The following is a 25,652-nucleotide window of genomic DNA, read 5'->3' on the forward strand; positions in this document are numbered from 1 at the left end:
TCCAATAGGATGAGTGTCCATCTATCTTCCACCAAGCTCAATAACTGACAGACGAATGACTTTCAGAATTTCCCTAATCTGTCAGGCTGCCAGTGCGGGCAAAACGTTGTCGATAGTGGCTGGGTGACAACCCTGTGTGACGTTTGAACAATCTGGAAAAACTGCTGACGTCTTGATAGCCCACCAACTCAGCCAGCTGGGTTAGATTATTGGTGCCGCGCTCGAGCATTTTTCTTGCGGCTTCAATGCGTACTCGCTGCAAGTATTGTAATGGGGGCTCCCCCAGGGTGTTGGTGAAGCGGCGCTGCAATTGTCTGGGGCTCAGGTGCACCTTCTCTGCCAATTCACCGAGTGAGGTGGGATCCCGGAAGTGTTCATGAATCCAGGCCTGCACGGTCTGCACTTGCTCGTCCTGATGATAGGAATGAGCGGGAAGCCCGGCATACACACTCTGCAGGTCGTTACGCACATCAATCACGAAGGCTCTGGACAGTTCCCTGGCCAGATCCGGCCCACAATAGCGTTCTACCAGCAGAATGGTCAGATCTCGCCAGGCGGTCCCCCCACCAGCACAGAAAATATTTCCCTCGCGGGTGATCAGTTCGCGCTCATTGAGTTTGACTTGCGGATAGCGTTGCCGGAATTGCTGACTGAACCCCCAATGGGTGGTGGCTGTGCAGTTATCCAGCAGGCCCGCTTCGGCCAGAAGAAAAGCACCTGTGCAATTGCTGGCCAGGTCTGCCCCCGCTGAATGAATACGCCTGAGCCATGGCAGAACGTCCCGCTGTTGCTCCAGCACCTGTTCAATTGGGGCACCAATGGTCGGAATTACCACCAGATCCACTTTGTCGATTTGATCAATAGAGGCGTCAACGGCCATGCGGATGGAGGGCGTACAGCGCACGGGATTACCATCCTTGGAGACGATTCGCACCTGGAATTGCTGGTCCAGAGGCTGTCCATGGATACGGTTCCAGGTCACCCCGGTAAGGGTAAAGAGATCCACCACTCCGGTGAGTGCAGAGGCAAAAACGCCATCGAAGGCCAAAACGGCGACTTGATACATTCTGTCGTGTTCCACCATGAATTAGTCATAGGCGACAATGCCAGAGAGCAGGGCAGGATGGCAAGCTGTGTCGAAAAAACGGGAGAGATGTTGTGAGTGATGTGATTCTGGACCGTCGCGATCTGCGCTTTCAGTTGTTCGAGGTGCTGGATACCGACACCCTTTTCGAACGGGAGCGTTTTGCCGAACATAGCCGTGACACTATCGAGGCGGCACTGGATACGGCAGAAAAACTCGCGCGGGAAAAGTTTGCCGATCACAACAGCCTTGCCGACAAGGAAGAGCCGCAGTTTGTGGATGGCAAGGTGGTCATGCGCCCGGAAGTGAAAGCGGCGTTTGATGCCTACATCGATGCGGGCTTTCTCTCTTCCCGTGCCAGCTTTGAAGAAGGCGGCATGCAATTGCCTGATATTGCGGCTGCGGCCTGCAAGGGCATGTTTACCTGCGTTAACCCCAGCTCGACGGCCTATGCGTTTCTGACCGCGGCGGCGGCCAATGTGATTCGTAACTTTGCCAGTGATGAGCTCAAGGCGCGCTACCTCGAACCCATGATGCAGGGCCGTTTCACCGGCACCATGGCGCTGACAGAACCGCACGCCGGTTCGTCGCTGGCCGATATTCGTACCCGCGCGGTACCGCAGGACGACGGCAGCTATCGTTTGAAGGGCAACAAGATTTTTATCTCCGGCGGTGAAAACGAGCTGGCAGACAATATCGTGCACCTGGTGCTGGCCAAAATTCCCGGTGGCCCGGAAGGGGTCAAGGGTATTTCTCTGTTCGTGGTGCCGAAGTATCGGCTGGATGAGCAGGGCAACCCGGGGCCGCGCAATGATGTCATTCTTGCCGGACTGATCCACAAACTGGGTTACCGTGGCACCACCAGCACCGCACTGACCTTTGGTGATAACGACGACTGTCATGGCTATCTGGTAGGCGAGGCCCATCAAGGCCTGCGTTACATGTTCCAGATGATGAATGAAGCGCGGGTTGGGGTCGGTTTTGGTGCCGCATTGCTGGGCTACCGGGGTTACCGCTATGCCCTGGATTATGCGCGTGACCGCTTACAAGGCCGGCACCCGGATGCAGCCGATTTCAGCAAGCCCATGGTGCCGATCATTGAACACGCGGATGTGCGCCGGTTGCTGTTGACGCAGAAGGCTTATGCCGAGGCGGCGCTGGCCATGAGCTTCTACGGTTATCGGCTGGTGGATGAAATTGAAAGCGGCGAAGCGCAGAGCTCCCGCGATGCGGAATTGCTGCTGGATTTGCTGACGCCCGTGCTGAAAACCTGGCCGTCTGAATATGGACTGAAAGCCAACGATATGGCGATTCAGGTGTTTGGTGGTGCCGGTTATACCCGTGAATATCCGGTCGAACAGGTATGGCGAGATAACCGTCTCAACCCTATTCATGAGGGGACCACCGGCGTTCATGGCCTCGATTTGCTTGGTCGCAAGGTATGGCAGGCCAATGGCAAAGGCATGCAGCTGCTCGCAGGTAAAATCATGGCCGATGTCGAGGCCACTTCAGATGTTCGCTGCAAGCCATTTGCGACAGCCTTGCAAGCGATGTTGCCGAAGATTCAGGCGGCGACGGAAGCCAGCGGCAAACTGATGGCCGACAAAGGGCCGCGGGTCGCCCTGTCGAACGGTAACGCCTATCTACAGCTGGTGGGACACACCGTCGCGGCCTGGATGTGGCTACGTCAGGCCAACGCTGCGGTGAAACTGGATCGCCCGGAAGATGAAGACTTTGCCAACGGAAAGCTGATGGCAGCCACTTATTTCTTCCGGTGGGAGTTACCCCGTGTGGAGTTGGACGCTCAACGACTGGTTGATGCCGATAGCACCTTCATGGACATGGACAGCCGCTGGTTCTGATTGTGATAGCAATCGACCTTGTGTGCCTATCGTCATCAGGCTCGGGAGAGCTCATCACGCGGTGAGCAAAACAGCTATGACGGTATTTTCCGCCCCCGGCCTCCGGGGGCTTTTTTTTGGTTCTTCGCGGATTTGAGGGAAAAGCCCGACTGACACCTCCCGGTTTGCCGTAGGAGCGTCGCTCGCGGCGCGATAGCCCACGTCGTTAAAGACTGATTTAACACAGGGTCCACAGAGAAAAACCGTCTTTCCTGAGTGCCTCCTGTGCCCTCTGTGGTGAAAAGGCTTTTGATCCTGGTCTGGAATCGCGCCGCGAGCGACGCTCCTACGGCAAGTTGGGAGTCAATCTTTCCTCACATCCGAGATGGCGATTTTTGTTGGTGGCGTCGTCAGTTGGAAGTAAAACGGATAACGTCCGCGCTCTGGCCAGAATACTCCCTTTTTCCCGTTGTTGGTTGTCACTAAAGCGTCATATATTGAGGCGCGTGTTGCACAATTTCCAAACAGGGAGAAGGGAAATGAAAAAAACATTGATGGCCGCAGCCATTGCAGCAGCCTTGCCGGTGTCGGCCCTTGCGGCCCCTGCCTTTTACGGCAAATTGAACCTGAGCCTGGACAAAACCCGTGATTACCCACAGGGGTTGGTGTTTTCAGAAGAGGATCTGTCTGACGCCTGGTTTGTCTCCAGCAACAATTCCCGCCTGGGCATCAAGGGAGAAGAGCCGCTGATTAATGATCGCCTGAGCGTGATCTATCAAATGGAAGTCAGCTATGACGCCGACGGTGACAGCAGCGATACCTTTGGCACCCGTAACAGCTTTCTTGGCCTGAACAGCGCAGCCGGTAAGGTCTTCGCCGGCCGTTACGACAGCGTCGTTAAACTGGCCGAAGGCAGCATTGACCAATTCAACGACACCGTCGCGGATATGGATGTGGTGTTCCTCGGCCAGCGCCGCAACAGCAACACGGTAAACTGGCAAAGCCCGGATTTCGGCGGTGTCACCGTCCGCGCGCAGGTCGCCCCCGGTGAAGAGGAGGTGGTGGGTACCGGTGCCAATGCACGAACCCAGGATGGCCTGACGGATACCTGGGGGCTTTCCGCAACGCTTGAAGCGGAGGCGATCTATGCTGCACTGGCCTATGAGAGCAGTTATACCAGTATTGATTTTGCTCCGTTTGGCCCGCTCATCGGTGGGGATCTTGATACCCTGCGCGGCTCGTTCGGGCTCAGTCTGGGTGACAGCGCGCAGTTCGGTGCGATTGTTGAGCGCAGTGAATTTGACCCCTACGGTGGCGATGAAGGGGATCTGATGTCCTATCTGCTCAGCGGCCGTTTTGGGCTCAGCGAGCGTATTGTCCTGAAGGGGCAAATTGGCATGCTGGACAGCAGTGATCTGGATCTGGATATCAAGATGCTGACGGTGGGCGCGGACTACACGCTCGGCGATCAGACCACCACCTATGCGCTGGTTTCCGCCTCGGATACCGACTTCGACCCGGTGGGCTCCACCACTGATGTGGACGAATCCGGCATGGCCTTTTCTGTCGGGCTGATTCACAAGTTCTAGCAACACGCACTACGTTCAAAACAGAAAAACCGGCTTTCGCCGGTTTTTCTGTTTCGCGGTTAACTGTTCACTATTAGCTGTTAACTGCTCTTCAGTCCCACTTCTTCATCAGCAGGCTGGCATTGGTGCCACCGAAGCCGAAGCTGTTGCTCATCACAACACTGGGGCCGGTGTCCTTGCCGGTGGTCAGAATTGGCAAGCCTTCTGCCTTTTCGTCCAGGGTTTCAATGTTGGCGCTCAGGGCGGTGAAGTTGTTCTGCATCATCAGCAGGCAGTAAATAGCTTCGTGGACGCCGGCTGCCCCAAGGCTGTGGCCAGACAGGCTCTTGGTGGAGCCGATGGCCGGTGCATTGTCACCAAACACTTCGCGGATGGCTTTCAGCTCCGCCACGTCACCCACCGGGGTGCTGGTACCGTGGGCGTTGATGTAGTCCACCTGACCCTCAAACTGGGCCATGGCCTGGCGCATGCAGCGCGCGGCCCCTTCGCCATTGGGGGCAACCATGTCATGGCCATCACTGGTGGCACCGTAGCCCACCACTTCTGCGTAGATTTTGGCGCCGCGGGCCTGGGCGACCTCCAGGGCTTCCAGCACCAGCATCCCGCCGCCACCGGCGATGACGAAGCCGTCACGGGTCGCGTCGTAGGCACGGGAGGCTGTTTCCGGCGTGTCGTTGTACTTGCTGGACAGGGCGCCCATGGCATCGAACAGACAGCTCAGTGCCCAGTGCTCTTCTTCACCCCCACCGGCAAACACGCGATCCTGTTTGCCCAGCTGGATTTGCTCTACCGCGTTACCAATACAGTGGGCGCTGGTGGCGCAAGCAGAGGTGATGGAGTAATTGACGCCCTGAATCTTGAACGGTGTGGCCAGACAGGCGGACACGGTGGAGGCCATGACGCGCGGCACCATATAAGGGCCCACTCGTTTGACGCCACGGGAGCGAGCGATATCGGCGGCTTCCACCTGGTTCAGGGAAGAGTGGCCGCCAGAGCCGGCGATCAGGCCGGTGCGCTCGTTGCTGACTTCAGCCTCGGACAGCCCGGCATCGGCAATGGCTTGTTGCATGGCAACATAGGCGTAGCCCGCAGAATCCCCCATGAAGCGACGCGGTTTGCGGTCGATGAAATCATCCAGATTGATGTCCGGCACGCCAGCAATCTGGCTGCGCATACCCATTTCCTTATAGGTATCGTTGAAGCGAATGCCGGAACGGCCTTCCTTCAGGGATTGGGTAACGGTGTCGGCATCATTGCCCAGACAGGACACGATGCCCATGCCAGTAATTACGACGCGGCGCATGGGGAACTCCTAGAATCCGTCGGTGGAAGTGAACAGGCCGACCCGCAGGTCTTCGGCGCTGTAGATGTCGCGGCCATCCACCGACACCGTGGCGTCAGCGATGCCGAGAATCAGTTTGCGGGTGATCACCCGCTTCACATCCAGTCGATAGGTGACTTTCTTGGCGGTGGGCAGGATCTGCCCGGAAAATTTCACGTTGCCAACACCGAGTGCCCGGCCGCGGCCAGGGTTGCCTTTCCAGCCGAGGAAAAAGCCCAGCAGTTGCCAGGTAGCATCCAGACCCAAACAGCCCGGCATGACCGGGTCGCTCTCGAAGTGGCAGTCGAAAAACCAGAGATCAGGGGTGATATCCAGTTCGGCAATGATTTGGCCTTTGCCATAGCTGCCGCCTTCGTCGCTGATGTGAGCAATGCGATCGATCATCAGCATGTTCGGCAAGGGCAGCCGTGCGTTGCCGGGGCCAAACAGCTCCCCGTGGGCGCAGGCGAGCAGTTCCTCGCGAGCGTAAGAAGACTTCTGTTCTGGTGTTGTGCTCAAAATCTTACTCCATGAAGGCCAAGGCGGCGCATTCCGAGTATATGGATGATTTATGTCGTTTTTTCGTCAGCCGGGTGACACGCAGTCAGGGCGAGACTGATACTAGCAAAGCATGGTGAAAGCATACGAATAGCAAGCGTCTCAAAATATGTCGGAGTGATGTTGTTACCGAAAATGACCGATGAACGGACAAAAAAGACGGTTGTCGGACCTTCGAGGGATAATAAAAGAGGGTATCAAGCTCTCCGCGACGGACTTGCAATTGCCTTACCATGCACAGATGCTATGCGCGCGCAGCACGGCAGGGACAGGTATTCGCTGGGCGATTAACCCCTTTTTGCAGATTCAGGAGCTTTCGTGGCGGCAGAAATCGGTCATCTTTCCCTTTGGTTGGCATTGGCAGCGGCCCTGTGTCTGTCTGTGTTCCCCTTGATCGGCGTGCAACGCGATATCGTCGCATGGCAGTGGTACGCCCGCCCGTTAGCCTGGTTACAGTGGCTGGCCATGACGATTGCCATGGTCATGCTGGGCTACTGCTTCTATAACAATGACTTCTCGGTTTCCTATGTTGCCAACCACAGCAATTCGGCCTTGCCGTTAGCTTATCGGCTGTCCGCCATCTGGGGGGGGCACGAAGGCTCGTTGCTGTTGTGGGGCTGGATGCTGGCGGGTTGGGGCGCCATGGTCGGGTTGCTCAGTCGCAGTGTGCCCCTGGTGATGGTGGCTCGGGTGTTGTCCGTGATGGGCATGATTGCGGTGGGTTTCCTGCTGTTCATGCTGCTCACATCCAACCCGTTCGATCGCACCTTGCCCTGGTTTCCCCTTGATGGCGCCGACCTGAATCCGCTGCTGCAAGACCCCGGGCTGATTGTGCACCCGCCCATGCTTTATATGGGGTATGTGGGGTTTTCCGTCGCCTTTGCCTTTGCCATTGCCGGTTTGCTGGCCGGCAACCTGGATCCGGCCTGGGCCCGATGGGCGCGTCCCTGGACAACCGTGGCCTGGTGTTTCCTGACCGTAGGCATCGCGCTGGGTTCCTGGTGGGCCTATTACGAACTGGGTTGGGGTGGCTGGTGGTTCTGGGATCCGGTAGAAAATGCCTCCCTGTTACCCTGGCTGGCCGGGACAGCCCTGATTCATTCGCTGGCGGTCAGTGAAAAGCGCAACATGTTCCGCGCCTGGACGGTGTTGTTGGCGATTATCACTTTTTCCATGAGTTTGCTGGGCACGTTCCTGGTGCGTTCTGGCGTGTTGACCTCGGTGCATGCCTTCGCCAATGACCCGGAACGTGGTGCCTTTATCCTGGGTTTCCTTGTGGTGGTTGCGGGTGGGGGGCTGACGCTGTTCGCCGCACGTGCATCCGCCTTGCGTAGCAATGCCGGTTTCAAACCGTTGTCCCGCGAGGCATTCCTGTTGGGCAATAACCTGCTGCTGCTGACCGCCATGTCCGTCGTGTTGGTGGGGACCATCGCACCGTTGTTTTTTGAATGGATGGATCTGAAGATTTCCATTCGCAGCCCTTACTTCAACGGCTTCTTCGTGCCACTGACGTTCCTGCTGATCCTGCTGCTGATTCCCGGGGTTTTCAGCAACTGGAAGCGCCAGGACAGCGGCATACTGGTCAAGCGTTTGTTGCCGCTGGTGCCGGCTGCCATTGTGGCGGGCTGGTTCGGCGCCCGTATCCCGGAGCCGTCCCCCTGGCAGGGTGTGGTGGCCATCATGCTGGCGTGTTATCTGATCTTTGCCCATGTGGATGATGTGTTGCGTCGGGCGTTGGCCTATCAACAGGGGCTCTTCACCGGGCTGCGAAAGCTTGGCCGCAGTTACTGGGGCATGGTGATTGCTCACTGCGGTTTGGCCGTCATGGTAGCGGGGATCGCCCTGGTGAGTTTTCACGAAGTGGAGCGGGATATCCGCATGGCACCCGGTGACGAGGCAACACTTGGGGACTACCGCTTCGTGTTCGACAGCCTTGACGAATACCGCGGCCCGAACTTCGATGCTACGCGTGGCCACTTCCAGGTCTACTGGCAGGATCAACCCATCGTATTGTTGCACCCGGAGAAGCGTACCTACCATGCTGGCCGGCAGATCATGACTGAAGCGGCAATTGATGCCGGTTTCTGGCGCGACCTGTATGTGGCCATGGGCGAACCGCTTAAAGGGGGAGAGGCGTGGGCCGTGCGTATCTACTTCAAACCCGGTATCCGCTGGATCTGGTTGGGCGCCCTGATCATGGCTCTGGGTGGTGGGCTGGCGCTGTCCGACAAGCGTTATCGCCGTCAGCGGTTTGCCGATGACAGTGTCCAGCGCGTTTCAGAGCGTGAGCAGCCCGAGCGCGAACAAAAAGGAGCGACCAATGAAGCCTAATTCCCCCTGGGTGTTCCTGCCGCTGCTGGGTTTCATCCTGCTTGCGGTGTTGCTGGCCAGTGGCCTTGGTCGTGATCCGCAAGAGCTGCCTTCGGCACTGGTGGGCAAACCGGTTCCGGCATTCTCTTTGTCGTCATTGTTGACCGAAGAAACCGTTACCGAAGCGTCCCTGACCGGGCGTTGGCAGCTGTTGAATGTGTGGGCGACCTGGTGCCCGACCTGTCATGTCGAGCATCCCTTCCTGTTGGCCCTGGCGGCGCAGGGAGTGCCTATCGCCGGCTTGAACTATAAGGATGAAACACCGGCGGCCCGTCAGTACCTGGCCAATCTCGGCAACCCCTTCACCCATGTGATTGTCGATGCGGATGGCCAGCTGGGTCTGGATCTGGGGGTCTATGGCGCTCCGGAGACATTCCTGATCAATCCGCAGGGCGAGATTGTGCTGCGTCATGCCGGTGATCTGAATGAACGGGTATGGAAGGAGAAGTTCTTGCCTTTGATGCCCGCTGAGCAAAGTGGTCAGGGAGGTGCACAATGAAGCGTTTTTTCCTGTCTGCTCTGCTGGCAAGCTTGCTGCCGGTTGCGGCCCTGGCAGCCATTGATGTTTACCAGTTCGACAATGAACAGCAGGAGCAACGCTTTCGGGTGCTGACCGAAGAGCTGCGTTGCCCCAAGTGCCAGAACCAGAGCATTTCCGATTCTGACGCGGGCATTGCCCAGGATATGCGTACCCGGGTGCACAGCATGATTCTGGAAGGGCGAAGTGACGATGAAATCGTCGACTATTTTGTCTCCCGCTACGGCGACTTTGTCAGCTATCGTCCGCCGGTCAATGCACAGACTTCGGTGCTATGGCTGGTACCGCTGATTCTGCTGGGTGGGGGCGGCCTACTGATCGTTATGTTGCTTCGCCGCGCCAGTGCCAAAGCCAATGATGATGAAGGAGACGCCTCATGATGTGGATAGTCGTGGCGTTGATCATGCTGCTGGTACTGGCGGTCATGCTGTGGTGGCTGTGGCGACAGGAAGCCCGCAAGGCCGGGCGGTCGGTGAGTGGGGCGTTGGGTATTCCCCTGATCGTCGTTGTATTGGCCGCGGCAGGCTATGGTCTGATTGGCTATAACGAACACACCGGCCCCTGGCTGCAGCATCAACAGGATTACCGAGCGGTGGCTCAAGACATCATTGCCGGCAAGCCCCCCACCAAGGCGGCAGCAGATGTGCCGGCCGGGGCGCTGGTGCGGGTGCTGCAGTCCGAGCTCACCCACAATCCTTCCGCCATCGGATGGTACGCGCTGGGCTCACTGTACGACCAACTCGGTGCCCCGGTGCAAAGCGAGGAAGCGGCGCTGAAAGCGGTGGCACTGGCACCGGATGACCCCTCCATGCATTTGCTGTTGGCTCGTTCCCGTATCGAACAGGCCGGCGGCAAGCTGACTGACCCGGCACTGGAAGACATTCGCTGGGTGCTTGACCGTGAACCGGCCCATGATGGTGCCTGGATGTTACTGGCCATGTCTGCCGACCGGGCTGGGCGCTATGACCTTTCCATGCAGGGCTGGGAATCATTATTGAGCCGCCATGGCGAGGGGGAAACCGGCGATTTGCTCCGCAGGGGGCTGGACAATGCCCGTGCACAGAAAGCGCGCCAGGGAGTGTTTGCCTCCATTCGATCCGTGGTTCAGGGGGGAGACCTGCCTGTTGGGGGCACCCTGTTTGTCTATATTCGTGAGGCGGGTTCGCAAGGCCAGCCTTTGGCGGCCCACCGCCAGGTCGTGCCAAGTTTCCCCGCTTCGGTGGTGCTGACGGAGGGGGACTGGCTGCAGGCGTATCCGGACAGCGACGCGGAGCTGGTGATCGGAGCCCGTTATACGCCGGCACCGGGTGCCTCGGTGGATCAGGCTGCCATCAGTGCGGCCCCGGTCCGATTGACGATGCCCCAGACCTCTCCGGCGGCCCTGCAATTGGGGTCGCCGTAATCCGGCTGACTGACCGCTTGCGACCTAGGTCGCAACGGCTGTCCCTTGTGATGAACGGGGCCTCAGGGTAAAGTTGCACCCCTTCGGAGGCCCCCTGATGCCTCTTTTGATCACAGAAAGTTGGAGAATCCTATGCGTGTCATCCTGCTTGGTGCCCCCGGTGCGGGCAAGGGCACCCAGGCGCAGTTCATCAAGGAACAGTTCAATATTCCTCAGATTTCCACCGGTGACATGCTGCGCGCTGCGGTAAAAGCGGGGACTCCGCTGGGCCTGGAAGCCAAGAAAGTGATGGACGCTGGCGGCCTGGTTTCCGACGACATCATTCTGGGTCTGGTCAAGGAGCGTATCGCAGAAGATGACTGCGCCAACGGTTTCCTGTTCGACGGCTTCCCGCGCACCATTCCCCAGGCCCAGGCGCTGGTTGAGCAGGGTGTCGATATCGATTTCGTTGTTGAAATCGACGTGGATGATGAAGAAATCATCGAGCGGCTCAGTGGTCGCCGCGTGCACCCCGCCTCGGGTCGTGTCTACCACGTGAAGTACAATCCGCCGAAAGTCGAAGGCAAGGATGACGAAACCGGTGAAGAGCTGGTGCAGCGTGATGACGATCAGGAAGAGACGGTTCGCAAGCGCCTGGAAGTCTACCAGTCCCAGACCCGTCCTCTGGTGGATTTCTATCAGGACCTGGCCGCCAAGGGCGAGGCCAATGCTCCTGCTTATGTGCGTGTGGCCGGCGTGGGGTCTGTGGATGATATCCGGGATCGAGTGCTCAGTGGTCTGAAAGCCTAAGCTTGCATACTCCGTATTAAAGAAAGGGAAGCTTCGGCTTCCCTTTTTTGTTGCGGTGGGCTGCCTTTTCCCGTTTTCCCGATTGCGTAATGAGACCCAACATTGCTCATACAGACTGGGCTTTGATATTTGCCGGGGGCGGCAATTCACTGTTTTGACTTTGGTTCAGCGTGTCAGTTTGTCGCCCTCTTGTCAGTGTGATGCTCTGACAGCGCGGTTCCATGAGGCGACGGTCACGTTTGCCGGACAGATAAGACTGCCCCATTTGCACTGTTCATGCGCAAATAATATGTCACCTTTCTACCCAAAATAGTTCAACGTTAATTGAATTCAGTTAGTGGCGATTATCCGTCTTTCTTTTCTCTGTTGCCGACAGCCATAAAAGAAAAGGCAAGCGGAAGGTTCATCTCTGCGCAGAATCTTGTAAAAGATGCGCAGTGAGTTGTAGGTCTTGTGCTCAACGGCGCCCCGCATTTTGCTTCCTGCCATTGTTATTAATTAATCCATTGTCGGGATGAGATTCCTGTAACTGACGTTTTTGTCCCCGTCAGGATTTCCCCTTCTTTTTATATGCCTGCATCAATACAAAGACGCTCTTTCTGCACAAGGAAAGGGAATCTTAGGTGTCGGCTATTTCCATTAAGCAATGTTTGGTCGGATAGTGGTGATTTCCTAAACGGAAAGAAAACCCAAAAAAACATGGATTGGACAATCAGCGTCATCAGCGATTTTTTTTTGCAAAAAGGGGGAATGCGGACACAAATGAAAAAAGAAATTTTGAATTGGTCAAATAATGTACCAACCGTTTTTTTTTTATGCTATTTTTCCCTTGTCGCAGTAATGATGACAACGCTATAGCTTAGGAGATCGAAAATGGCTCGAGCAAAAAAGGCTGCCGCAAAAAAAACTGCGGCCCGTAAACCAGCAGCAAAAAAGGCGGCAGCACCGAAAGCTCCGGCACTGCCGAAATCTGTTACCAACGCTGAAGGCAAGGTAAAACTGCAGCAGAAGGCTGTGGACCAGGCCCAGAAGAAAGCAGCTCAGGTTGAAGGCAAGCTGGGTAAGCACCGTACCAAGCTTGATACCGAGAACGGTAAGCTCACCAAGCTGCGTGCGGATACAGCAGCCAAGCGTGATAAAGCAAAAGCGAAGCCAACCGCTGCGGCGAAGCGTGCAGTCGATACTGCCCGTGGCAAGATGAACACCCTTCGTCTCAAGCTTCAGGATCTGCGCGGTGAAACCAAGGTTATCCGTGCCGAAATTCAGGCAGCCAAGAAAGTGGTCGCCCGTGAAGTGAAAAAACTGCGTACTGCTGAGCGCAACCTGAAAGCGAAGTTGCGTGATCACGAACGCAAACTGGCGAAAAAAGCCAAAGCTGACCAGAAAAAAGCGGAGCAGAAAGCCAAGGCCGCTGCCAAGCGTGCTGCCGCAAAGGCCAAGCGTGCTGCCAAGAAATCAGCTGCGCCCAAGCGTAAGGCGGCTGCCAAAAAAGCGGCAACCCGAAAAGCGCCAGCCAAGAAAAAAGCCGTAGCCAAGAAAGCGGCTCCGAAAAAAGCAGCAACACGCAAGGCGCCAGCCAAGAAGGCTGCAACCAAGCGTGCACCTGCCAAGAAAAAGCCCTCCTGATCTCTCAGGGGCGTAAGGCAGTCAAAAAACCCGCTTCGGCGGGTTTTTTTATGGTTATCCGGTCCTTTTTTTCTGGAATCACTTTCTGTGGTGCGCAGTGGGGAAGGATATGCGAGTCGTCATCACTGCGCGTCATTGTCCGGGGCACCAAAGGGAGGACGTTAGTTGAGAGGGGGGGGGTCCCTGGCTGACCTATTTGTCAGCTTGTCATGATCCCTCGATGCAGCAGAGCGGAAGGGACAGCAGCATTGGGCGGGGAGACATATGACCGGGTCATTGCGGCAAAGAGAAACATCAACAAAAGTAGTTGATAATGATTCGCGTTAGAGTTAGCATCGTTCCCAGAGATTGAGGAATGGCGTTATATGTACGTTTGTATCTGTAAGGGCATCACTGACAACCAAATACGGGAAGCGGTCGAAAACGGCTGCGACAGCCTGCGTGATCTTCGTCGGGAACTTGGGGTTGGAAGTCAGTGCGGAAAATGTGCCCGGCACGCCCGTCAGGAACTGCGTGAGGCCCGTAGCGCAAGCCAGACGTCCTCTTTCTCGCACTCTTCCAATGAAGCTGTGGTCTATTGGCCGCAGCCGGCATAAAAATCGTTCTCATTTCCATAAGTGCTTGTATTGCAAGCGCTTTTCTCTTGTTTGACTTGTCTCTGTCACCTTATTGCTGAACAATGCGGGTTATCCCAAACCCATGTTCACAGGACGGAGATTCCCCATGAAAGGCGACGCCAAGGCCATTGAGTACCTGAACCGGGCACTCGGCAATGAACTGGTAGCGATCAACCAGTACTTTTTGCACGCCAAGATGTACCAGGACTGGGGCCTGCAGGCCCTGTATGAAAAGGAATACCACGAGTCCATCGACGAGATGAAACACGCCGATTGGCTGGTGGAACGCATCCTGTTTCTGGAAGGTATCCCCAACCTGCAGGATCTCGGCAAGCTGATGATTGGCGAGAACACCAAAGAAATGCTCCAGTGCGACCTGAAACTGGAAAGAATGGCCATTCCTGATCTGCGTGAAGGGATTGCCTACATGGAATCCATCCAGGATTACATCAGCCGTGATCTGCTCAAGCGCATCCTGGAATCCGAGGAAGAGCACGTGGATTGGCTGGAAACCCAACTCAATCTGATCGATCTGGTGGGCATCGAAAACTACCTGCAAAAGCAGATGGAAACAGAAGAAGACTGATTGCTGAACTTTTGAGCGATCTGCGCTTGACTCATCGAGGGGCTTTCGGAATAATGCGCAGCCTCTCGGGGCGATACAGCAACGAGATGGAAAAGCGCTGGTAGCTCAGCTGGATAGAGCATCTGGCTACGAACCAGAAGGTCGGGGGTTCGACTCCTCCCCAGCGCGCCATACAAAGAAAGAAGGCACCCAATCGGGTGCCTTTTTTCGTTTTAGCTTGCCGGCATTTTTCTCTCCAAGACTTTTGTTTTATCGCGAATGCTTTTGCCCTGTCACAGAGTCGCTGGCTTGTGCAGGTGAACCCGTTAAACATTTTTTTTTTGCCTGATTGATCAAAACCACCACCCACCCCCTCCAGTCGTCTCATTGCAGATTGTCGACAATGCGCCTACATTGCGCGGAAACCGGCGCTGGCTAAGGGACACTCAAAAGGTGGCCCCGGCCAGATCCACGTTGTGGGTCTGGTCGCTTCGCCGGTTAATCGCCAACGGAACCGTCGAAGGAGTGTTCCATGGACTCATTGATGAACCAGGGCCTGGAGCTCATGCTGGTTGGCATGGGAGTCGTGTTTGTCTTCCTGATCATCCTGGTGGGCGTTACCACCTTGATGTCGGCGCTGGTGCAGCGTTTTGGACAAGCGCCTGTCGCTCCTGAATCGGCCGCGCCGTCTGGGGCAGTTGCCCGCACTGATGTACCGCCGGCAGCCGTCATCAAAGCCATTGAAAGCGCCGTGCGTCAGCATCGGCAGTCCCAGTCATAATCCGGAAATCCCCCATGAGTGATCGAAAGCCACTTGGCATCACCGATGTGGTGCTGCGCGACGCCCACCAGTCCCTGTTTGCCACTCGCATGCGCCTGGACGACATGCTGCCCATTGCTGCAGCGCTGGACGAAATCGGTTTCTGGTCCCTGGAGTCCTGGGGCGGGGCCACCTTTGACGCCTGTATTCGTTATCTGGGGGAAGATCCCTGGGAGCGTATTCGTGAACTGAAAAACGCCATGCCCAAGACCCCGCAGCAAATGCTGTTGCGCGGTCAGAACCTGCTTGGCTACCGTCACTATGCCGATGATGTGGTCGACGCTTTTGTTGAACGCGCTGCCGAAAACGGGGTGGATGTATTCCGTGTGTTCGACGCCATGAATGACATGCGCAATATCGAGCGTGCCATCGCTGCGGTCGTGAAGCAGGGCAAGCACGCCCAGGGCACCATCGCCTACACCGTGAGCCCGGTGCACACCATGGATATGTGGGTCGAGCAGGGCAAGGTGATCGAGCAAATGGGAGCGCACTCCGTTGCGATCAAGGATATGGCTGGCCTGCTGCGTCCTGCGGATGCCTTCGAGCTGGTCACGCGTCTCAAGGCGACCCTGAGCATTCCTGTCCACATGCAGTGCCATGCCACTACGGGGCTGTCCACCGCTACCGCGTTGAAAGCCGCGGAAGCGGGGATCGACAATGTGGATACCGCCATTTCTTCCATGTCGATGACCTACGGCCACAGCCCCACCGAGTCGGTCGTGGCCATGCTGGAAGGTACAGACCGTGACACCGGCCTGGACCTGAAGAAACTGAACAACATTGCCAGCTACTTCCGGGACGTTCGCAAGAAGTACGCAAAATTCGAAGGCAGCCTGCGCGGTGTCGATGCGCGCATCCTGGTCGCACAGGTGCCTGGCGGCATGCTCACCAACATGGAAAGTCAGTTGAAAGAGCAGGGCGCGGCAGACCGTTTTGATGACGTACTGGAAGAAATTCCTGCCGTCCGCAAGGATCTGGGCTATATCCCGCTGGTGACCCCGACGTCCCAGATCGTAGGAACCCAAGCGGTATTGAATGTGCTGTCCGGCGAGCGCTACAAAGTGCTCAGCAAGGAAACCCGCGGCGTGTTGCGCGGGGAATACGGTGCCGCCCCTGCGCCGTTCAACAGTGAGCTGCAGGCCCGCGCCCTGGAAGGCGATGAGCCCGTTACCTGCCGTCCCGGTGACCTGATCGACAACGAGATGGACAGCCTGCGTGACGAAGTCGCCTCGCTGGCGAGCGACAAGGGGCTGCGTCTGGCGGACGGTGAGCGCCGTGATGACGATGTACTGACCTATGCCTTGTTCCCGCAAATCGGTCTGCGATTCCTGGAAAAACGTGGCGATGCCTCCGCCTTTGAGCCGGTTCCCAATGGTCAGGCGCCAGCGGCAGCCAACAGCGAAGGCGTCTATACCGTCGACGTGGATGGCAAGCAGTACACCGTCAAAGTCAGCGACGGTGGCGATGTCACCGGCATCAAGTCGCTGGGTGGCAGCAGCGCGGAAGCGCCTGTGGCGGCGTCCGGCGATCCGGCCAACAGCGTACCGGTACCGGCTCCGCTGGCCGGCAACATCTTCAAGGTGCTGGTGAAGCCCGGTGACCGGGTGACCGAAGGCCAGAAGATCATGGTGCTGGAAGCCATGAAGATGGAAACCGACGTGTCCACCCCGGAGGCGGGCATCATCACCGAGGTCATGGTGAAGGAAGGCGATGCCGTTACCGTTGGGCAACCCCTGCTGAGTGTGGAGCCGGCCAATGGATAAACTGGAAACCCTCTGGACCAGTACCGGCCTGTACCACATGAGCGGCGGCCAGCTGATCATGATGCTGGTGTGCCTGGGGCTGTTGTGGCTGGCGGTACACAAGAAGTTCGAGCCGTTATTGCTGCTGCCGATTGGGTTTGGCGGCATCCTGGCCAACATTCCGGCGGCGGGCCTGGCGGAGTCTGCCATCAGTCAGGCGCTGCACTTTGGTGACCAGGGCCTGATTGCCAATATGGCACAGGTGATGGGGCTGGACCCGGAAGTGGGCCGTCAGGCGCTCTATAAAGCCTCACAAGCGGTGGGCCCGCTGGTTCACGACCAGTTGCACCACCTTGCGGTGCAGGCCAACTACGGTGACGGGATTCTCTACCTGATCTACACCGTAGGGCTGACCACCGGCATCTTCCCGCTGCTGATCTTCATGGGCGTGGGCGCCATGACCGACTTCGGTCCGTTGCTGGCCAACCCGCGTACCCTGTTGCTGGGTGCGGCGGCACAGTTCGGTATTTTTGCTGCCCTGCTGGGGGCGCTGGCACTGAACTGGGTCGGTCTCGACTTCAGCCTTCAGGACGCCGCCGCCATCGGCATCATTGGCGGTGCAGATGGCCCTACCTCCATCTACGTAACCACCAAACTGGCACCTGAGCTGCTTGGGGCCATTGCGGTGGCCGCGTATTCCTACATGGCCCTGGTGCCGATCATTCAGCCGCCGATCATTCGCGCTTTCACCAATGAGAACGAGCGCAAGATCAAGATGGAACAGTTGCGCCCGGTCAGCCAGGTGGAGAAGATCCTGTTCCCGGTCCTGTTGCTGATCCTGGTGGCACTGGTACTGCCTGATGCTGCACCGCTGCTAGGCATGTTCTGCTTCGGCAACCTGATGAAGGAATCCGGTGTAGTCAGCCGTCTGGTGGACACCACCAGCGGGCCGCTGATCAATGTGGTGACTATCATGCTGGGGCTGGCCGTGGGTTCGAAGCTCAGCGCTGAGCAATTCCTGGTCATGGAGACACTGGGGATTCTGGCGTTGGGTCTGGCGGCATTCATGATCGGCACCGCCACCGGTGTCATCATGGGCAAATTGCTTAATCGCTTCAGCCACCACCCGGTGAATCCCATCATCGGGGCGGCGGGGGTGTCCGCTGTGCCCATGGCGGCCCGGGTGGCCAACAAGGTCGGCCTGGAATCCAATCCCCACAACTTCCTGCTCATGCATGCCATGGGCCCGAATGTGGCCGGGGTGATTGGTTCTGCCGTCGCCGCAGGTGTACTGCTTAATTTTGCCGGCTGATTTCAGGGCCGCGTGAGCACCGCGCGCAGCGAGAGTTGTTTCTCGCTGCGCAGGGTTCTCCCTATTCCTTCTGTGCTTCCTGCTGTCTTCGGGAACCCACATCGCTATAGTACGTCGAACAGCCAAACCGTCGACGGAGCGTCGTTTTGCCCCTTTCCCTTCAAGCCCTCACCAACAAGCTATATCAGGTGCGCCACCTGTGGGCGGTCATCAGTTTTGCGTTGGGGTTATCGAGCTATTTCCTGGTGGAGCGCCAGCCCTGGCTCGCCGCCGTGCTCACCGGCTTTCTGGTATTCAGCTGGTTGTTGCTGCTCACCGAGGGGTTGTGGCAACAGCGCTTTGCCGGTACCGCCATGGAAGGGGTGTCCCAGGGGTTTCTCAAACTCATGCTGCAGGCGGTGCATCAGGAAGCCTTTTTCTTCAGCCTGCCGTTTGTGTTGCTGCAGTGGTCAGGTGGGGCGGAATATATCTTCTTCACCACGCTGGTGATCAGTGCGGCGCTGGTGAGCATTATTGATCCGGTCTATTTCTGGTTGGCCCGGCATCGTGCGTTGTATTTTGGCTTCCACGCCTGGGCGTTGTTTGTGGCACTGCTGGTGTTGTTGCCGCTGATTTTCCACTGGAGCACAGACTCCGCTCTTACCTGGGCCGGCTGGCTGACCGCGTTGTTTGCGTTACCCAGCTTCTGGCGTTTCGGTGGACCGCGAAAATGGTTTCGCTGGGCAGGATTGATCGCGGTGTCCTGTGTTATTGCGCTGGCGCCTCGCTGGCTGGCACCGTTGGTCCCGCCATTGACCCTGTCACTGGAAGAGCGGGCCATGGCGCTGTCGTTCAGCCGATCAGAGCGGAAACCGCTGGTGAAAGGTGAGGTCTTCACCAGCGAAGAAGTGGCCCAGGGCCTATACGCTTATACGGCCATCAAGGCACCGCTGGGGCTCGGCCAGGATGTCTATCACTACTGGTTTCATGATGGCGAGCAGGTCGACCGTATTCCCCTCAAGGTGTACGGCGGTCGTGAATCCGGTTTCCGCACCTGGTCTCACAAACGCCACATCCCGGTCCCTTCGCAGGGGCGTTGGCGGGTTGAGGTTCGTACGGAAGACAATCAGATCATTGGCGTCATGCGGTTTTATATTACGCCCTGACATTGCAGGGGCTCTGCAAGCATGCCCCTGCGCGGGATCCTGTCAGGCGGCTTCTTTCAGTACCGGACGTAGCCGCTCCAGCTGACCGGTAACCGACAGATAGGCAGGGGGAAGGTAGCGTACCTTGGCCGGAACCAGTGGCACCAGCCGTTGAATCAGCCGACGTTTGCGTTCAAAGCGGCGTGCCAGTCGCCCAGTCCAATGCACATGCAGCTTGCGGCGCAAGGCATGGGGCAGGGTGGCATAGGTACTAAGCGTTGCGTTTTTGCCAATCTGGCGGTAAAAGCGGGCCCACAGCCAGTCCGGCATCATGCTCAGTTGTGGCGGCTTCTTCACCTGCTTCAAGCTCACATCCAGCAGGTAGCGTGCGGTATCGGTATTTTCCAGGCGGGTTTCCACCATAGTGTGGAAGTATTCCCAGAAGGCCGGCACCGTCTGGGGCATGTCCTGATCACGAATCCCCAGCACGCGCCCTTGTTGGACCCACTCATGATACAGCTGGGCTTCCTCGCTGGCGGTGAATGGCTTGTCGCCAAACATCCGTTGGGTGGTGACCATGGTGTAGTAGGTGGTCATGTGTACCCAGGCATAGGCTTCCGGGTCCAGCGCAAAGTACTTGCGGCCTTTCTCGTCTGCGCCCTTGATGTTGCGATGCATTTCCCGCAGGTCACGGCCCGCCTGTGGGGAGCCCTGCTGTCCGCCATACAGAAGTCGAAGTCCCCATTCGGTGGTGCGCTGCAGGCGCCCCCAGGGGTCTTCCTTGAACACGGAATGATCGCCCACACCTGCGCCCACCACGGGGTGTGAAACCTGTAGCAGCAGGGTGGTCCCTGCCATCAGTAATTGCAGATTATCCCCCGCGTGTTTCCAGGCCAGGGAATCGGGCCCCAATGCGATCGGGTCGGCTTTGTTGTTGGTCGTTGTCGCCATGCTGTGCTCCTTCTGCCATTGTCGCAGCGAGACTAAATAGAACGTATGTCTCATATTGTCCGCTCCCCACAGGGCTGAACAAGTGACAGAACACCGATTGTTGTTCACCGTTATCGGCAGGTGAGGGCAGGAGCAGTACCACAACGCCAGGCTGAGCTTTTTGGGGTAAAGTGCGGTTGATTGTGAAAAGACAGGGTGCCTCAACGGCCATTCCCGGCAATTACCCCCAAACGAGGAATACACCTTGAACATCAAAAAACGGTGGCTCTATATCGGGCTCGTTGCTGTGATGTCTCCTGCCAGTGCACTGAATGTGGGTGGCTACACGCAGGCAAGAGAAACGGACATTGAGCGGCTTAAGGTGTATGTCAGTGGCGTCGGCTCCGGTGTCACGGCGGCCAACTCCCTTGCTGAACCAGCGTTGTATTGCCAGCCCAATGAACTATCGCTGAAAACGGATAATTATCTGTCCATCATCGATAATCAGATTCGCGACTCGAAAGCGCTTTATCCCTCCCCCGAGGAACAAGAGGACTTCCAGAACGTGCCGGTGTCTCTGGTGCTGACCTGGGGACTTATGCGGGAGTTTCCCTGCCGTTAATATTGTGTGGCTGCGTTCCTCCTGGCATGCCGCCGAACAGGAAGTGCAGCCATGCTGGTGCATAACGTTTACGACACGAAAAAGGAGCTTTCGTGAAAATCTATGGAGATAGGCAATCCGGGAATTGCTACAAGGTACAGCTGGTATGTCAGCTGCTGGACAGGACTCACGACTGGATCGATGTGGATATCCTGGCGGGGGAGACACGGCATGCGGATTTTTTGGCGATGAACCCCAATGGCAAAATTCCGGTGCTGGATCTGGGTGATGGCATAAGCCTTGGGGAGTCCAATGCCATCATCAATTATCTCGCCTGGGACTCACCACTGTATCCATCTGAACGCCTTGCCCAGGCACGCATCCAGCAGTGGCAGTTCTTTGAACAGTACAGTCACGAACCTTATATCGCTGTCGCGCGCTTCATTAACAAGTACCTTGGGTTACCACCGGAAAAGGCGGACGAATTTGCGGCCAAGCAAGCGGGTGGGCACAAGGCGCTGGCGGTGATGGAGGGCCAGTTGCAGCACACCGCTTTCCTGACAGGCGACCGCCTGACGACAGCAGACATCTCGCTGTATGCCTATACCCATGTTGCCCATGAAGGAGGCTTCGATCTGTCGGGTTATCCGGCGATTGAGACCTGGCTGCGGCGAGTGGCAGAAACGCCGAACTTTATCCCCATGGGTGGCTGATCCACTGCGTGTGGCAGTCAGAAGCGTGCCGATCCCAGCGGTAGCAACAACGCCGCGGCCCCGATTAACGCGGCGGCCGCGCTCAATAACCCCGGCGCAAAACTACCACTGCTTTCCAGCATTCTGGCGGTAACCACTGGGCCCAAAATCTGCCCCACGCCATAACAGGCAGTGAGTGCGCCCAGCGCCATGCTGGCTGCGTGGGGGGCCAGTTGGCGACCGCAGTACATGCTGAGCGCGACCACGGCAGTAAAGGTTCCCCCGACCAGCAGCCCGCTGGTCACCAGCCCGGCGAGGCCGGGTAACCAGGCCGGCGCACTGACCCCCAGGGCCTGTACGACGAGCGCCATCATCAGTGCGTTGCGTTCGCCTGCACGGCCTGCCAGCTTGCCCCACAGCAGGTTTGCCGGCACGGCAGCCAGGCCCACAGCCAGCCAGGTATAGAAGGCGGCGTTGTTAAGGTCAGGGAGCTGGGTGCGAGCGATCACCGGCAGATAGGTGGTGCTGGTGATGTAGCCGAACCCCGCGAGCGTGTAGCTTGCGATCAAAAACCCCAACGCCTTGCGGTTGACCGGACTGGCGTGATGAGCGGTATCGCGGGCATGGGGCAGGGGAGGGATGCGTTTTAGCAGTGGTAACAGCAGCAAGGCGAAGACGCCGCACCCGCCCCACATCCAGGGGTAGCTGCCTTGCAAGGACTCGATCAGCGCCACGGTGAGGGCGGCGATGCTGATGCCCAGGCCGATACCGGCGTAGTGGATATTCCCCAGCCGTGCGCGCAGGTGGTTGGGCAGGGCGCCGAGCACCAGCGCGGAGCCATTGACCATGATGATGGCGCTGGCGATGCCGGCCAGGAAACGGTTGATGGCCCAGGGCATAAAGTTATCGCTCACGCCCATTAGCACACTGCTGATCACACTGACCCACAGCGCCACCCACAGTGCGTTTCGGGCCTGATGGGCAGGCACCCCCATGGCGAGCATTGCGCCAAGTAGATAGCCACCGTAATTCACAGCAGCCAGATAGCCGCCACTGACGGCAGTAAGCGAGCTGTCAGCAATCATGTCTGGCAAGGCCGGGGTAAAAAGGAAACGGCCAATACCCAATGCAATGACGAGACTGAAGGCTCCGGCAATAGCAATCAGCAGGGCGTTACGGTCTGTGTTGGTGCTGGCATTCACAATGTCGGTATCCCTAACGAGTCTCATATAGCGTTGCTAACGCGGCAAGCAAGAAGCCTAACAGGCCTGTGCTTATTCCTGTGTACTCTGCGAATGATGTTCAACATAAGCCTCAGTGATAAATAGGGCCTTGGTCACAGGCGGAGCACCGTTTTCTCCCCATGGCAGTGCAAAAACAGCGCAATGCGGCGGTAACCGGCCCCTGCACCAAAACGGTGGTGCATTTTGGGGAGGGAGGGGCGGTGCATAACAGTGCCGCTTGTGCAATTTATGGGCGTGCGGGGTGGGCAGCGGTGAATCGTCAATGGCTAACCATATGAAAAACAAGGTTTTTAAAAATTGGCACAGCATTTGCCTTATACGATTCATCACAGCAACAGCGTTGTGACGACATAACCATCTTCGTGACCAACGGCGGTCACGAGAAGATTCGAGCAAAGGCGCTCAAGGTACCCGGTCAACGATGACGGGGGACCCTGAGCGCTTTTTTTATGCCTGCCGGAGAGCGGGCTAGTGAGGGAAGACTGATGAAAAAAATGATTCGTACGGCACTGACAGCGTTGACCATGGGGCTCTCTGCCAACGCCATGGCGGCAGATTCGGTGGGCTGGCCGGAGAAGGCCGACCTGAAATTTGGTTTTATCAAACTCACGGATATGGCGCCGCTCGCCGTAGCGTATGAGAAAGGGTACTTCGAAGAAGAGGGGCTGTTCGTCACTCTGGAAGCCCAGGCCAACTGGAAAGTACTGCTGGACCGGGTGATTGACGGTCAGCTCGATGGCGCACATATGCTGGCAGGTCAGCCGCTGGGTGCCACGATTGGTTATGGCACCGAGGCGCACATCATTACGGCCTTCAGTATGGACCTGAATGGTAACGGCATTACCGTTTCCAACGCGGTCTGGGAAGAAATGAAGAAAAATATTCCCAGCGAGAACGGTAAACCGGTGCACCCCATCAAGGCTGATGCCCTCAAGCCGGTAGTGGAAAAGTACAAGGCGGAAGGCAAGCCTTTCAACATGGGCATGGTGTTTCCGGTGTCCACTCATAACTACGAGTTGCGTTACTGGCTGGCCGCCGGGGGGCTGAACCCGGGCTACTACGCTCCGCACAAGGGCGATACCAGCGGTCAATTGCAGGCGGATGTGCTGCTGTCGGTGACACCACCGCCGCAAATGCCTGCCACGCTGGAAGCCGGCACGATCTATGGTTACTGCGTGGGGGAGCCGTGGAACCAGCAAGCCGTGTTCAAGGGGATTGGGGTTCCGGTCATCACCGATTACGAAATCTGGAAAAACAATCCGGAAAAAGTGTTTGGCGTGAGCAAGGGCTGGGCTGACAAGTATCCCAACACCCATATTCGTGTCGTGAAGGCGATGATTCGTGCGGCCAAGTGGCTGGATGAAAACGATAACGCCAATCGTCCGGAAGCCGTGAAAATCCTGTCTCAGCCGAACTATGTTGGCGCTGACTATGACGTGATCGCCAATTCCATGACAGGCACCTTCGAATACGAAAAAGGCGACAAACGCCCGGTGCCGGATTTCAACGTGTTCTTCCGCTACAACGCGACCTATCCCTATTACTCCGATGCTATCTGGTATCTGACCCAGATGCGCCGTTGGGGTCAGATCAGCGAGAGCAAACCCGATAGCTGGTACATGGACGTAGCGAAGAAAGTGTATCGCCCGGACATCTATGCCCAGGCGGCCAAGTCACTGATCGCGGAAGGCAAGATTGCCGCCGATGAGTTTCCCGATTTTGCCACCGAAGAAGGCTTCAAACCGCCGCAGAAAGGTTTTATCGACAACATCACCTACGACGGCCGCAAGCCCAACGAGTACCTGGCGAAATTCCCGATTGGTCTGAAAGAGGGTGACGCGCTTTAAGCGCTCGCCCGCCGAGGAGAAGCAATCATGGTGACCCTGACATTCCCAACCTGGATGGAACCCTACCGCGCCCTGGCCACAGGCAAGATGTCCGGTGAGCAATGGCAAGCCCTGCTGCGTCAGCTGATTTGGCCGGTACTGGGTATCGCGGCGTTCCTGTTGCTGTGGCAACTGGCGGCTCAGCGTATCGATACCTCGCTGGGACAGTTCCCTGGTCCTTCACAGGTCTGGGAGCAGGCTGGCAGCTTGCTGGATGAGCATCAGGCGTCACGGGCCAAAGAGGCTGCGTTTCATGAGCGGCAGGAGAAGTACATTGCCAGCCGTCTGGCGCAGCAACCGGAATGGGAACCGGTCTATCGCAGCTACACGGGAGCGCCGACGTTCTTTGACCAGATTGGCACCAGTCTGATCACTGTGATGAGTGGTTTTCTGCTGGCCTCCATGATTGCCATTCCGCTGGGGATTTTTATCGGCCTGAGCAGCACTGCCCATGCCGCCATGAACCCGCTGATCCAGTTGTTCAAACCGGTATCGCCGCTGGCCTGGTTGCCTCTGGTGACCATGGTCGTAAGCGCTGTGTACGTAACGGATGATCCGTTGGTCGCCAAATCGTTTCTCACCTCCATGTTCACGGTGTCGCTGTGCTGTCTGTGGCCGACGCTGATGAACACAGCAGTAGGAGTGACGTCGGTAAGCCAGGATCTCACCAATGTGTCACGGGTACTGCGTCTTAACGCCATGAGCCATGTCCGCAAGATCGTACTGCCATCGGCATTGCCGATGATGTTCACCGGTCTGCGTCTTAGCCTTGGGATAGCCTGGATGGTGTTGATCGCCGCCGAGATGCTGGCCCAAAACCCCGGGCTCGGGAAATTCGTCTGGGATGAATTCCAGAACGGTAGCTCCCAATCCCTTGGCCGCATCATGGTGGCGGTCATCGTGATTGGTCTGATCGGTTTTCTGCTGGACCGCCTGATGCTGATGCTGCAGCGGGCTCTGGTCTGGGACAAGTCATCCGTGCAGCGATAAACGACCGAATA

General features: G+C 57.4%; 23 protein-coding genes and 1 tRNA gene. 19 read left to right on the top strand and 5 right to left on the bottom strand.

All coding sequences use genetic code 11. The annotated features are described in order from the left end of the window. Positions 1-73 precede the first annotated feature (73 nt). Entirely contained in the window at positions 74-1,066 is a 993-nt protein-coding gene (locus tag Q672_RS21145; RefSeq protein ID WP_022984422.1) for a GlxA family transcriptional regulator, read from the bottom strand. Positions 1,067-1,158: 92 nt separating this feature from the next. Between Q672_RS21145 and Q672_RS21150 the strand changes: the two genes are divergently transcribed. Further along, positions 1,159-2,946 (top strand): acyl-CoA dehydrogenase, encoded by a 1,788-nt coding sequence (locus tag Q672_RS21150; protein ID WP_022984423.1) that lies wholly within the window; start codon positions 1,159-1,161, stop codon positions 2,944-2,946. 518 nt (positions 2,947-3,464) lie between these two features. Then, positions 3,465-4,514, top strand: a complete 1,050-nt coding sequence (locus Q672_RS21155) for a porin (RefSeq protein ID WP_022984424.1) — start codon at positions 3,465-3,467, stop codon at positions 4,512-4,514. A gap of 91 nt (positions 4,515-4,605) precedes the next feature. On the opposite strand, the gene fabB is transcribed toward Q672_RS21155, so the two are convergent. Both fabB and fabA read right to left on the bottom strand, forming a co-directional pair. After that, positions 4,606-5,817, bottom strand: a complete 1,212-nt coding sequence (gene fabB, locus Q672_RS21160) for a beta-ketoacyl-ACP synthase I (protein ID WP_022984425.1) — start codon at positions 5,815-5,817, stop codon at positions 4,606-4,608. Between the two features lie 9 nt (positions 5,818-5,826). Beyond that, positions 5,827-6,354, bottom strand: coding sequence for a 3-hydroxyacyl-[acyl-carrier-protein] dehydratase FabA (fabA, locus tag Q672_RS21165; protein WP_022984426.1), 528 nt, complete (start codon positions 6,352-6,354; stop codon positions 5,827-5,829). Positions 6,355-6,711: 357 nt separating this feature from the next. Here fabA and Q672_RS21170 point away from each other — a divergent pair, with 357 nt between their 5' ends. The 13 genes from Q672_RS21170 to Q672_RS21225 all read left to right on the top strand — a co-directional run bounded on the left by Q672_RS21170 (position 6,712) and on the right by Q672_RS21225 (position 19,319). After that, positions 6,712-8,724 (top strand): heme lyase CcmF/NrfE family subunit, encoded by a 2,013-nt coding sequence (locus Q672_RS21170; protein WP_022984427.1) that lies wholly within the window; start codon positions 6,712-6,714, stop codon positions 8,722-8,724. Beyond that, entirely contained in the window at positions 8,714-9,262 is a 549-nt protein-coding gene (locus Q672_RS21175; protein ID WP_022984428.1) for a DsbE family thiol:disulfide interchange protein, read from the top strand. The genes Q672_RS21170 and Q672_RS21175 overlap by 11 nt, the downstream gene beginning before the upstream one ends. After that, positions 9,259-9,681 carry a cytochrome c-type biogenesis protein gene (locus tag Q672_RS21180; RefSeq protein ID WP_022984429.1) on the top strand — a complete coding sequence of 141 codons (423 nt, stop codon included), beginning with the start codon at positions 9,259-9,261 and terminating at the stop codon, positions 9,679-9,681. The genes Q672_RS21175 and Q672_RS21180 overlap by 4 nt, the downstream gene beginning before the upstream one ends. Continuing rightward, the gene (locus Q672_RS21185; RefSeq protein ID WP_022984430.1) at positions 9,678-10,703 is read left to right on the top strand and encodes a hypothetical protein; all 1,026 of its coding nucleotides are present in this window, start codon (positions 9,678-9,680) and stop codon (positions 10,701-10,703) included. Before Q672_RS21180 ends, Q672_RS21185 begins: the two co-directional genes overlap by 4 nt. Positions 10,704-10,835: 132 nt before the next feature. After that, positions 10,836-11,492: an adenylate kinase gene (gene adk, locus Q672_RS21190; protein WP_022984431.1), complete on the top strand. Its 657-nt coding sequence runs from the start codon at positions 10,836-10,838 to the stop codon at positions 11,490-11,492. A gap of 873 nt (positions 11,493-12,365) precedes the next feature. Beyond that, entirely contained in the window at positions 12,366-13,118 is a 753-nt protein-coding gene (locus Q672_RS21195) for a hypothetical protein (protein WP_022984432.1), read from the top strand. Positions 13,119-13,483: 365 nt separating this feature from the next. Further along, positions 13,484-13,714, top strand: a complete 231-nt coding sequence (locus Q672_RS33935) for a bacterioferritin-associated ferredoxin (RefSeq protein ID WP_081703600.1) — start codon at positions 13,484-13,486, stop codon at positions 13,712-13,714. 127 nt (positions 13,715-13,841) lie between these two features. Then, complete coding sequence (gene bfr / locus Q672_RS21200; RefSeq protein ID WP_022984433.1) at positions 13,842-14,321, top strand: bacterioferritin; 480 nt, start codon at positions 13,842-13,844, stop codon at positions 14,319-14,321. Between the two features lie 94 nt (positions 14,322-14,415). Then, positions 14,416-14,492: transfer RNA gene (locus tag Q672_RS21205), tRNA-Arg, on the top strand. 340 nt (positions 14,493-14,832) lie between these two features. Then, positions 14,833-15,081 carry an OadG family protein gene (locus Q672_RS21210; RefSeq protein WP_022984434.1) on the top strand — a complete coding sequence of 83 codons (249 nt, stop codon included), beginning with the start codon at positions 14,833-14,835 and terminating at the stop codon, positions 15,079-15,081. 14 nt (positions 15,082-15,095) lie between these two features. After that, positions 15,096-16,883, top strand: a complete 1,788-nt coding sequence (gene oadA / locus Q672_RS21215; RefSeq protein WP_022984435.1) for a sodium-extruding oxaloacetate decarboxylase subunit alpha — start codon at positions 15,096-15,098, stop codon at positions 16,881-16,883. Then, positions 16,876-18,174 carry a sodium ion-translocating decarboxylase subunit beta gene (locus Q672_RS21220; RefSeq protein WP_022984436.1) on the top strand — a complete coding sequence of 433 codons (1,299 nt, stop codon included), beginning with the start codon at positions 16,876-16,878 and terminating at the stop codon, positions 18,172-18,174. Before oadA ends, Q672_RS21220 begins: the two co-directional genes overlap by 8 nt. Positions 18,175-18,320: 146 nt before the next feature. After that, a complete protein-coding gene (locus Q672_RS21225; RefSeq protein WP_022984437.1) occupies positions 18,321-19,319 on the top strand; it encodes a DUF5924 family protein in 999 nt (332 codons plus the stop codon). A gap of 42 nt (positions 19,320-19,361) precedes the next feature. Here the strand turns inward: Q672_RS21225 and Q672_RS21230 are convergent, their stop codons facing one another. Beyond that, the gene (locus Q672_RS21230; protein ID WP_022984438.1) at positions 19,362-20,249 is read right to left on the bottom strand and encodes an oxygenase MpaB family protein; all 888 of its coding nucleotides are present in this window, start codon (positions 20,247-20,249) and stop codon (positions 19,362-19,364) included. A 244-nt stretch (positions 20,250-20,493) separates the two neighbouring features. Here Q672_RS21230 and Q672_RS21235 point away from each other — a divergent pair, with 244 nt between their 5' ends. Beyond that, complete coding sequence (locus Q672_RS21235) at positions 20,494-20,850, top strand: hypothetical protein (RefSeq protein ID WP_022984439.1); 357 nt, start codon at positions 20,494-20,496, stop codon at positions 20,848-20,850. Positions 20,851-20,942: 92 nt separating this feature from the next. Next, positions 20,943-21,542: a glutathione S-transferase family protein gene (locus Q672_RS21240; RefSeq protein WP_022984440.1), complete on the top strand. Its 600-nt coding sequence runs from the start codon at positions 20,943-20,945 to the stop codon at positions 21,540-21,542. Positions 21,543-21,559: 17 nt separating this feature from the next. On the opposite strand, the gene Q672_RS21245 is transcribed toward Q672_RS21240, so the two are convergent. Then, complete coding sequence (locus Q672_RS21245; RefSeq protein ID WP_052017474.1) at positions 21,560-22,750, bottom strand: YbfB/YjiJ family MFS transporter; 1,191 nt, start codon at positions 22,748-22,750, stop codon at positions 21,560-21,562. Positions 22,751-23,250: 500 nt separating this feature from the next. Here Q672_RS21245 and Q672_RS21250 point away from each other — a divergent pair, with 500 nt between their 5' ends. Further along, positions 23,251-24,612: a CmpA/NrtA family ABC transporter substrate-binding protein gene (locus Q672_RS21250; RefSeq protein WP_022984442.1), complete on the top strand. Its 1,362-nt coding sequence runs from the start codon at positions 23,251-23,253 to the stop codon at positions 24,610-24,612. A 27-nt stretch (positions 24,613-24,639) separates the two neighbouring features. After that, positions 24,640-25,641, top strand: a complete 1,002-nt coding sequence (locus Q672_RS21255) for an ABC transporter permease (RefSeq protein WP_022984443.1) — start codon at positions 24,640-24,642, stop codon at positions 25,639-25,641. Positions 25,642-25,652 lie beyond the last annotated feature (11 nt).

Origin of the sequence: Alcanivorax sp. P2S70 (genome assembly GCF_000475295.1) — a bacterium.
GTDB lineage: Bacteria > Pseudomonadota > Gammaproteobacteria > Pseudomonadales > Alcanivoracaceae > Alcanivorax > Alcanivorax profundi.

What these genes read in the sequence shown, in the direction of transcription:
- Q672_RS21175 (WP_022984428.1), top strand. Translation starts at nt 8,714, where the DNA reads ATGAAGCCTAATTCCCCCTGGGTGTTCCTGCCGCTGCTGGGTTTCATC.
- Q672_RS21250 (WP_022984442.1), top strand. Translation starts at nt 23,251, where the DNA reads ATGAAAAAAATGATTCGTACGGCACTGACAGCGTTGACCATGGGGCTC.
- Q672_RS21180 (WP_022984429.1), top strand. Translation starts at nt 9,259, where the DNA reads ATGAAGCGTTTTTTCCTGTCTGCTCTGCTGGCAAGCTTGCTGCCGGTT.
- Q672_RS21210 (WP_022984434.1), top strand. Translation starts at nt 14,833, where the DNA reads ATGGACTCATTGATGAACCAGGGCCTGGAGCTCATGCTGGTTGGCATG.
- Q672_RS21195 (WP_022984432.1), top strand. Translation starts at nt 12,366, where the DNA reads ATGGCTCGAGCAAAAAAGGCTGCCGCAAAAAAAACTGCGGCCCGTAAA.
- adk (WP_022984431.1), top strand. Translation starts at nt 10,836, where the DNA reads ATGCGTGTCATCCTGCTTGGTGCCCCCGGTGCGGGCAAGGGCACCCAG.
- Q672_RS21145 (WP_022984422.1), bottom strand. Translation starts at nt 1,066, where the DNA reads ATGTATCAAGTCGCCGTTTTGGCCTTCGATGGCGTTTTTGCCTCTGCA.
- oadA (WP_022984435.1), top strand. Translation starts at nt 15,096, where the DNA reads ATGAGTGATCGAAAGCCACTTGGCATCACCGATGTGGTGCTGCGCGAC.
- bfr (WP_022984433.1), top strand. Translation starts at nt 13,842, where the DNA reads ATGAAAGGCGACGCCAAGGCCATTGAGTACCTGAACCGGGCACTCGGC.
- Q672_RS21220 (WP_022984436.1), top strand. Translation starts at nt 16,876, where the DNA reads ATGGATAAACTGGAAACCCTCTGGACCAGTACCGGCCTGTACCACATG.
- Q672_RS21155 (WP_022984424.1), top strand. Translation starts at nt 3,465, where the DNA reads ATGAAAAAAACATTGATGGCCGCAGCCATTGCAGCAGCCTTGCCGGTG.
- Q672_RS21245 (WP_052017474.1), bottom strand. Translation starts at nt 22,750, where the DNA reads ATGAGACTCGTTAGGGATACCGACATTGTGAATGCCAGCACCAACACA.
- Q672_RS21255 (WP_022984443.1), top strand. Translation starts at nt 24,640, where the DNA reads ATGGTGACCCTGACATTCCCAACCTGGATGGAACCCTACCGCGCCCTG.
- Q672_RS21185 (WP_022984430.1), top strand. Translation starts at nt 9,678, where the DNA reads ATGATGTGGATAGTCGTGGCGTTGATCATGCTGCTGGTACTGGCGGTC.
- fabB (WP_022984425.1), bottom strand. Translation starts at nt 5,817, where the DNA reads ATGCGCCGCGTCGTAATTACTGGCATGGGCATCGTGTCCTGTCTGGGC.
- Q672_RS21230 (WP_022984438.1), bottom strand. Translation starts at nt 20,249, where the DNA reads ATGGCGACAACGACCAACAACAAAGCCGACCCGATCGCATTGGGGCCC.
- Q672_RS33935 (WP_081703600.1), top strand. Translation starts at nt 13,484, where the DNA reads ATGTACGTTTGTATCTGTAAGGGCATCACTGACAACCAAATACGGGAA.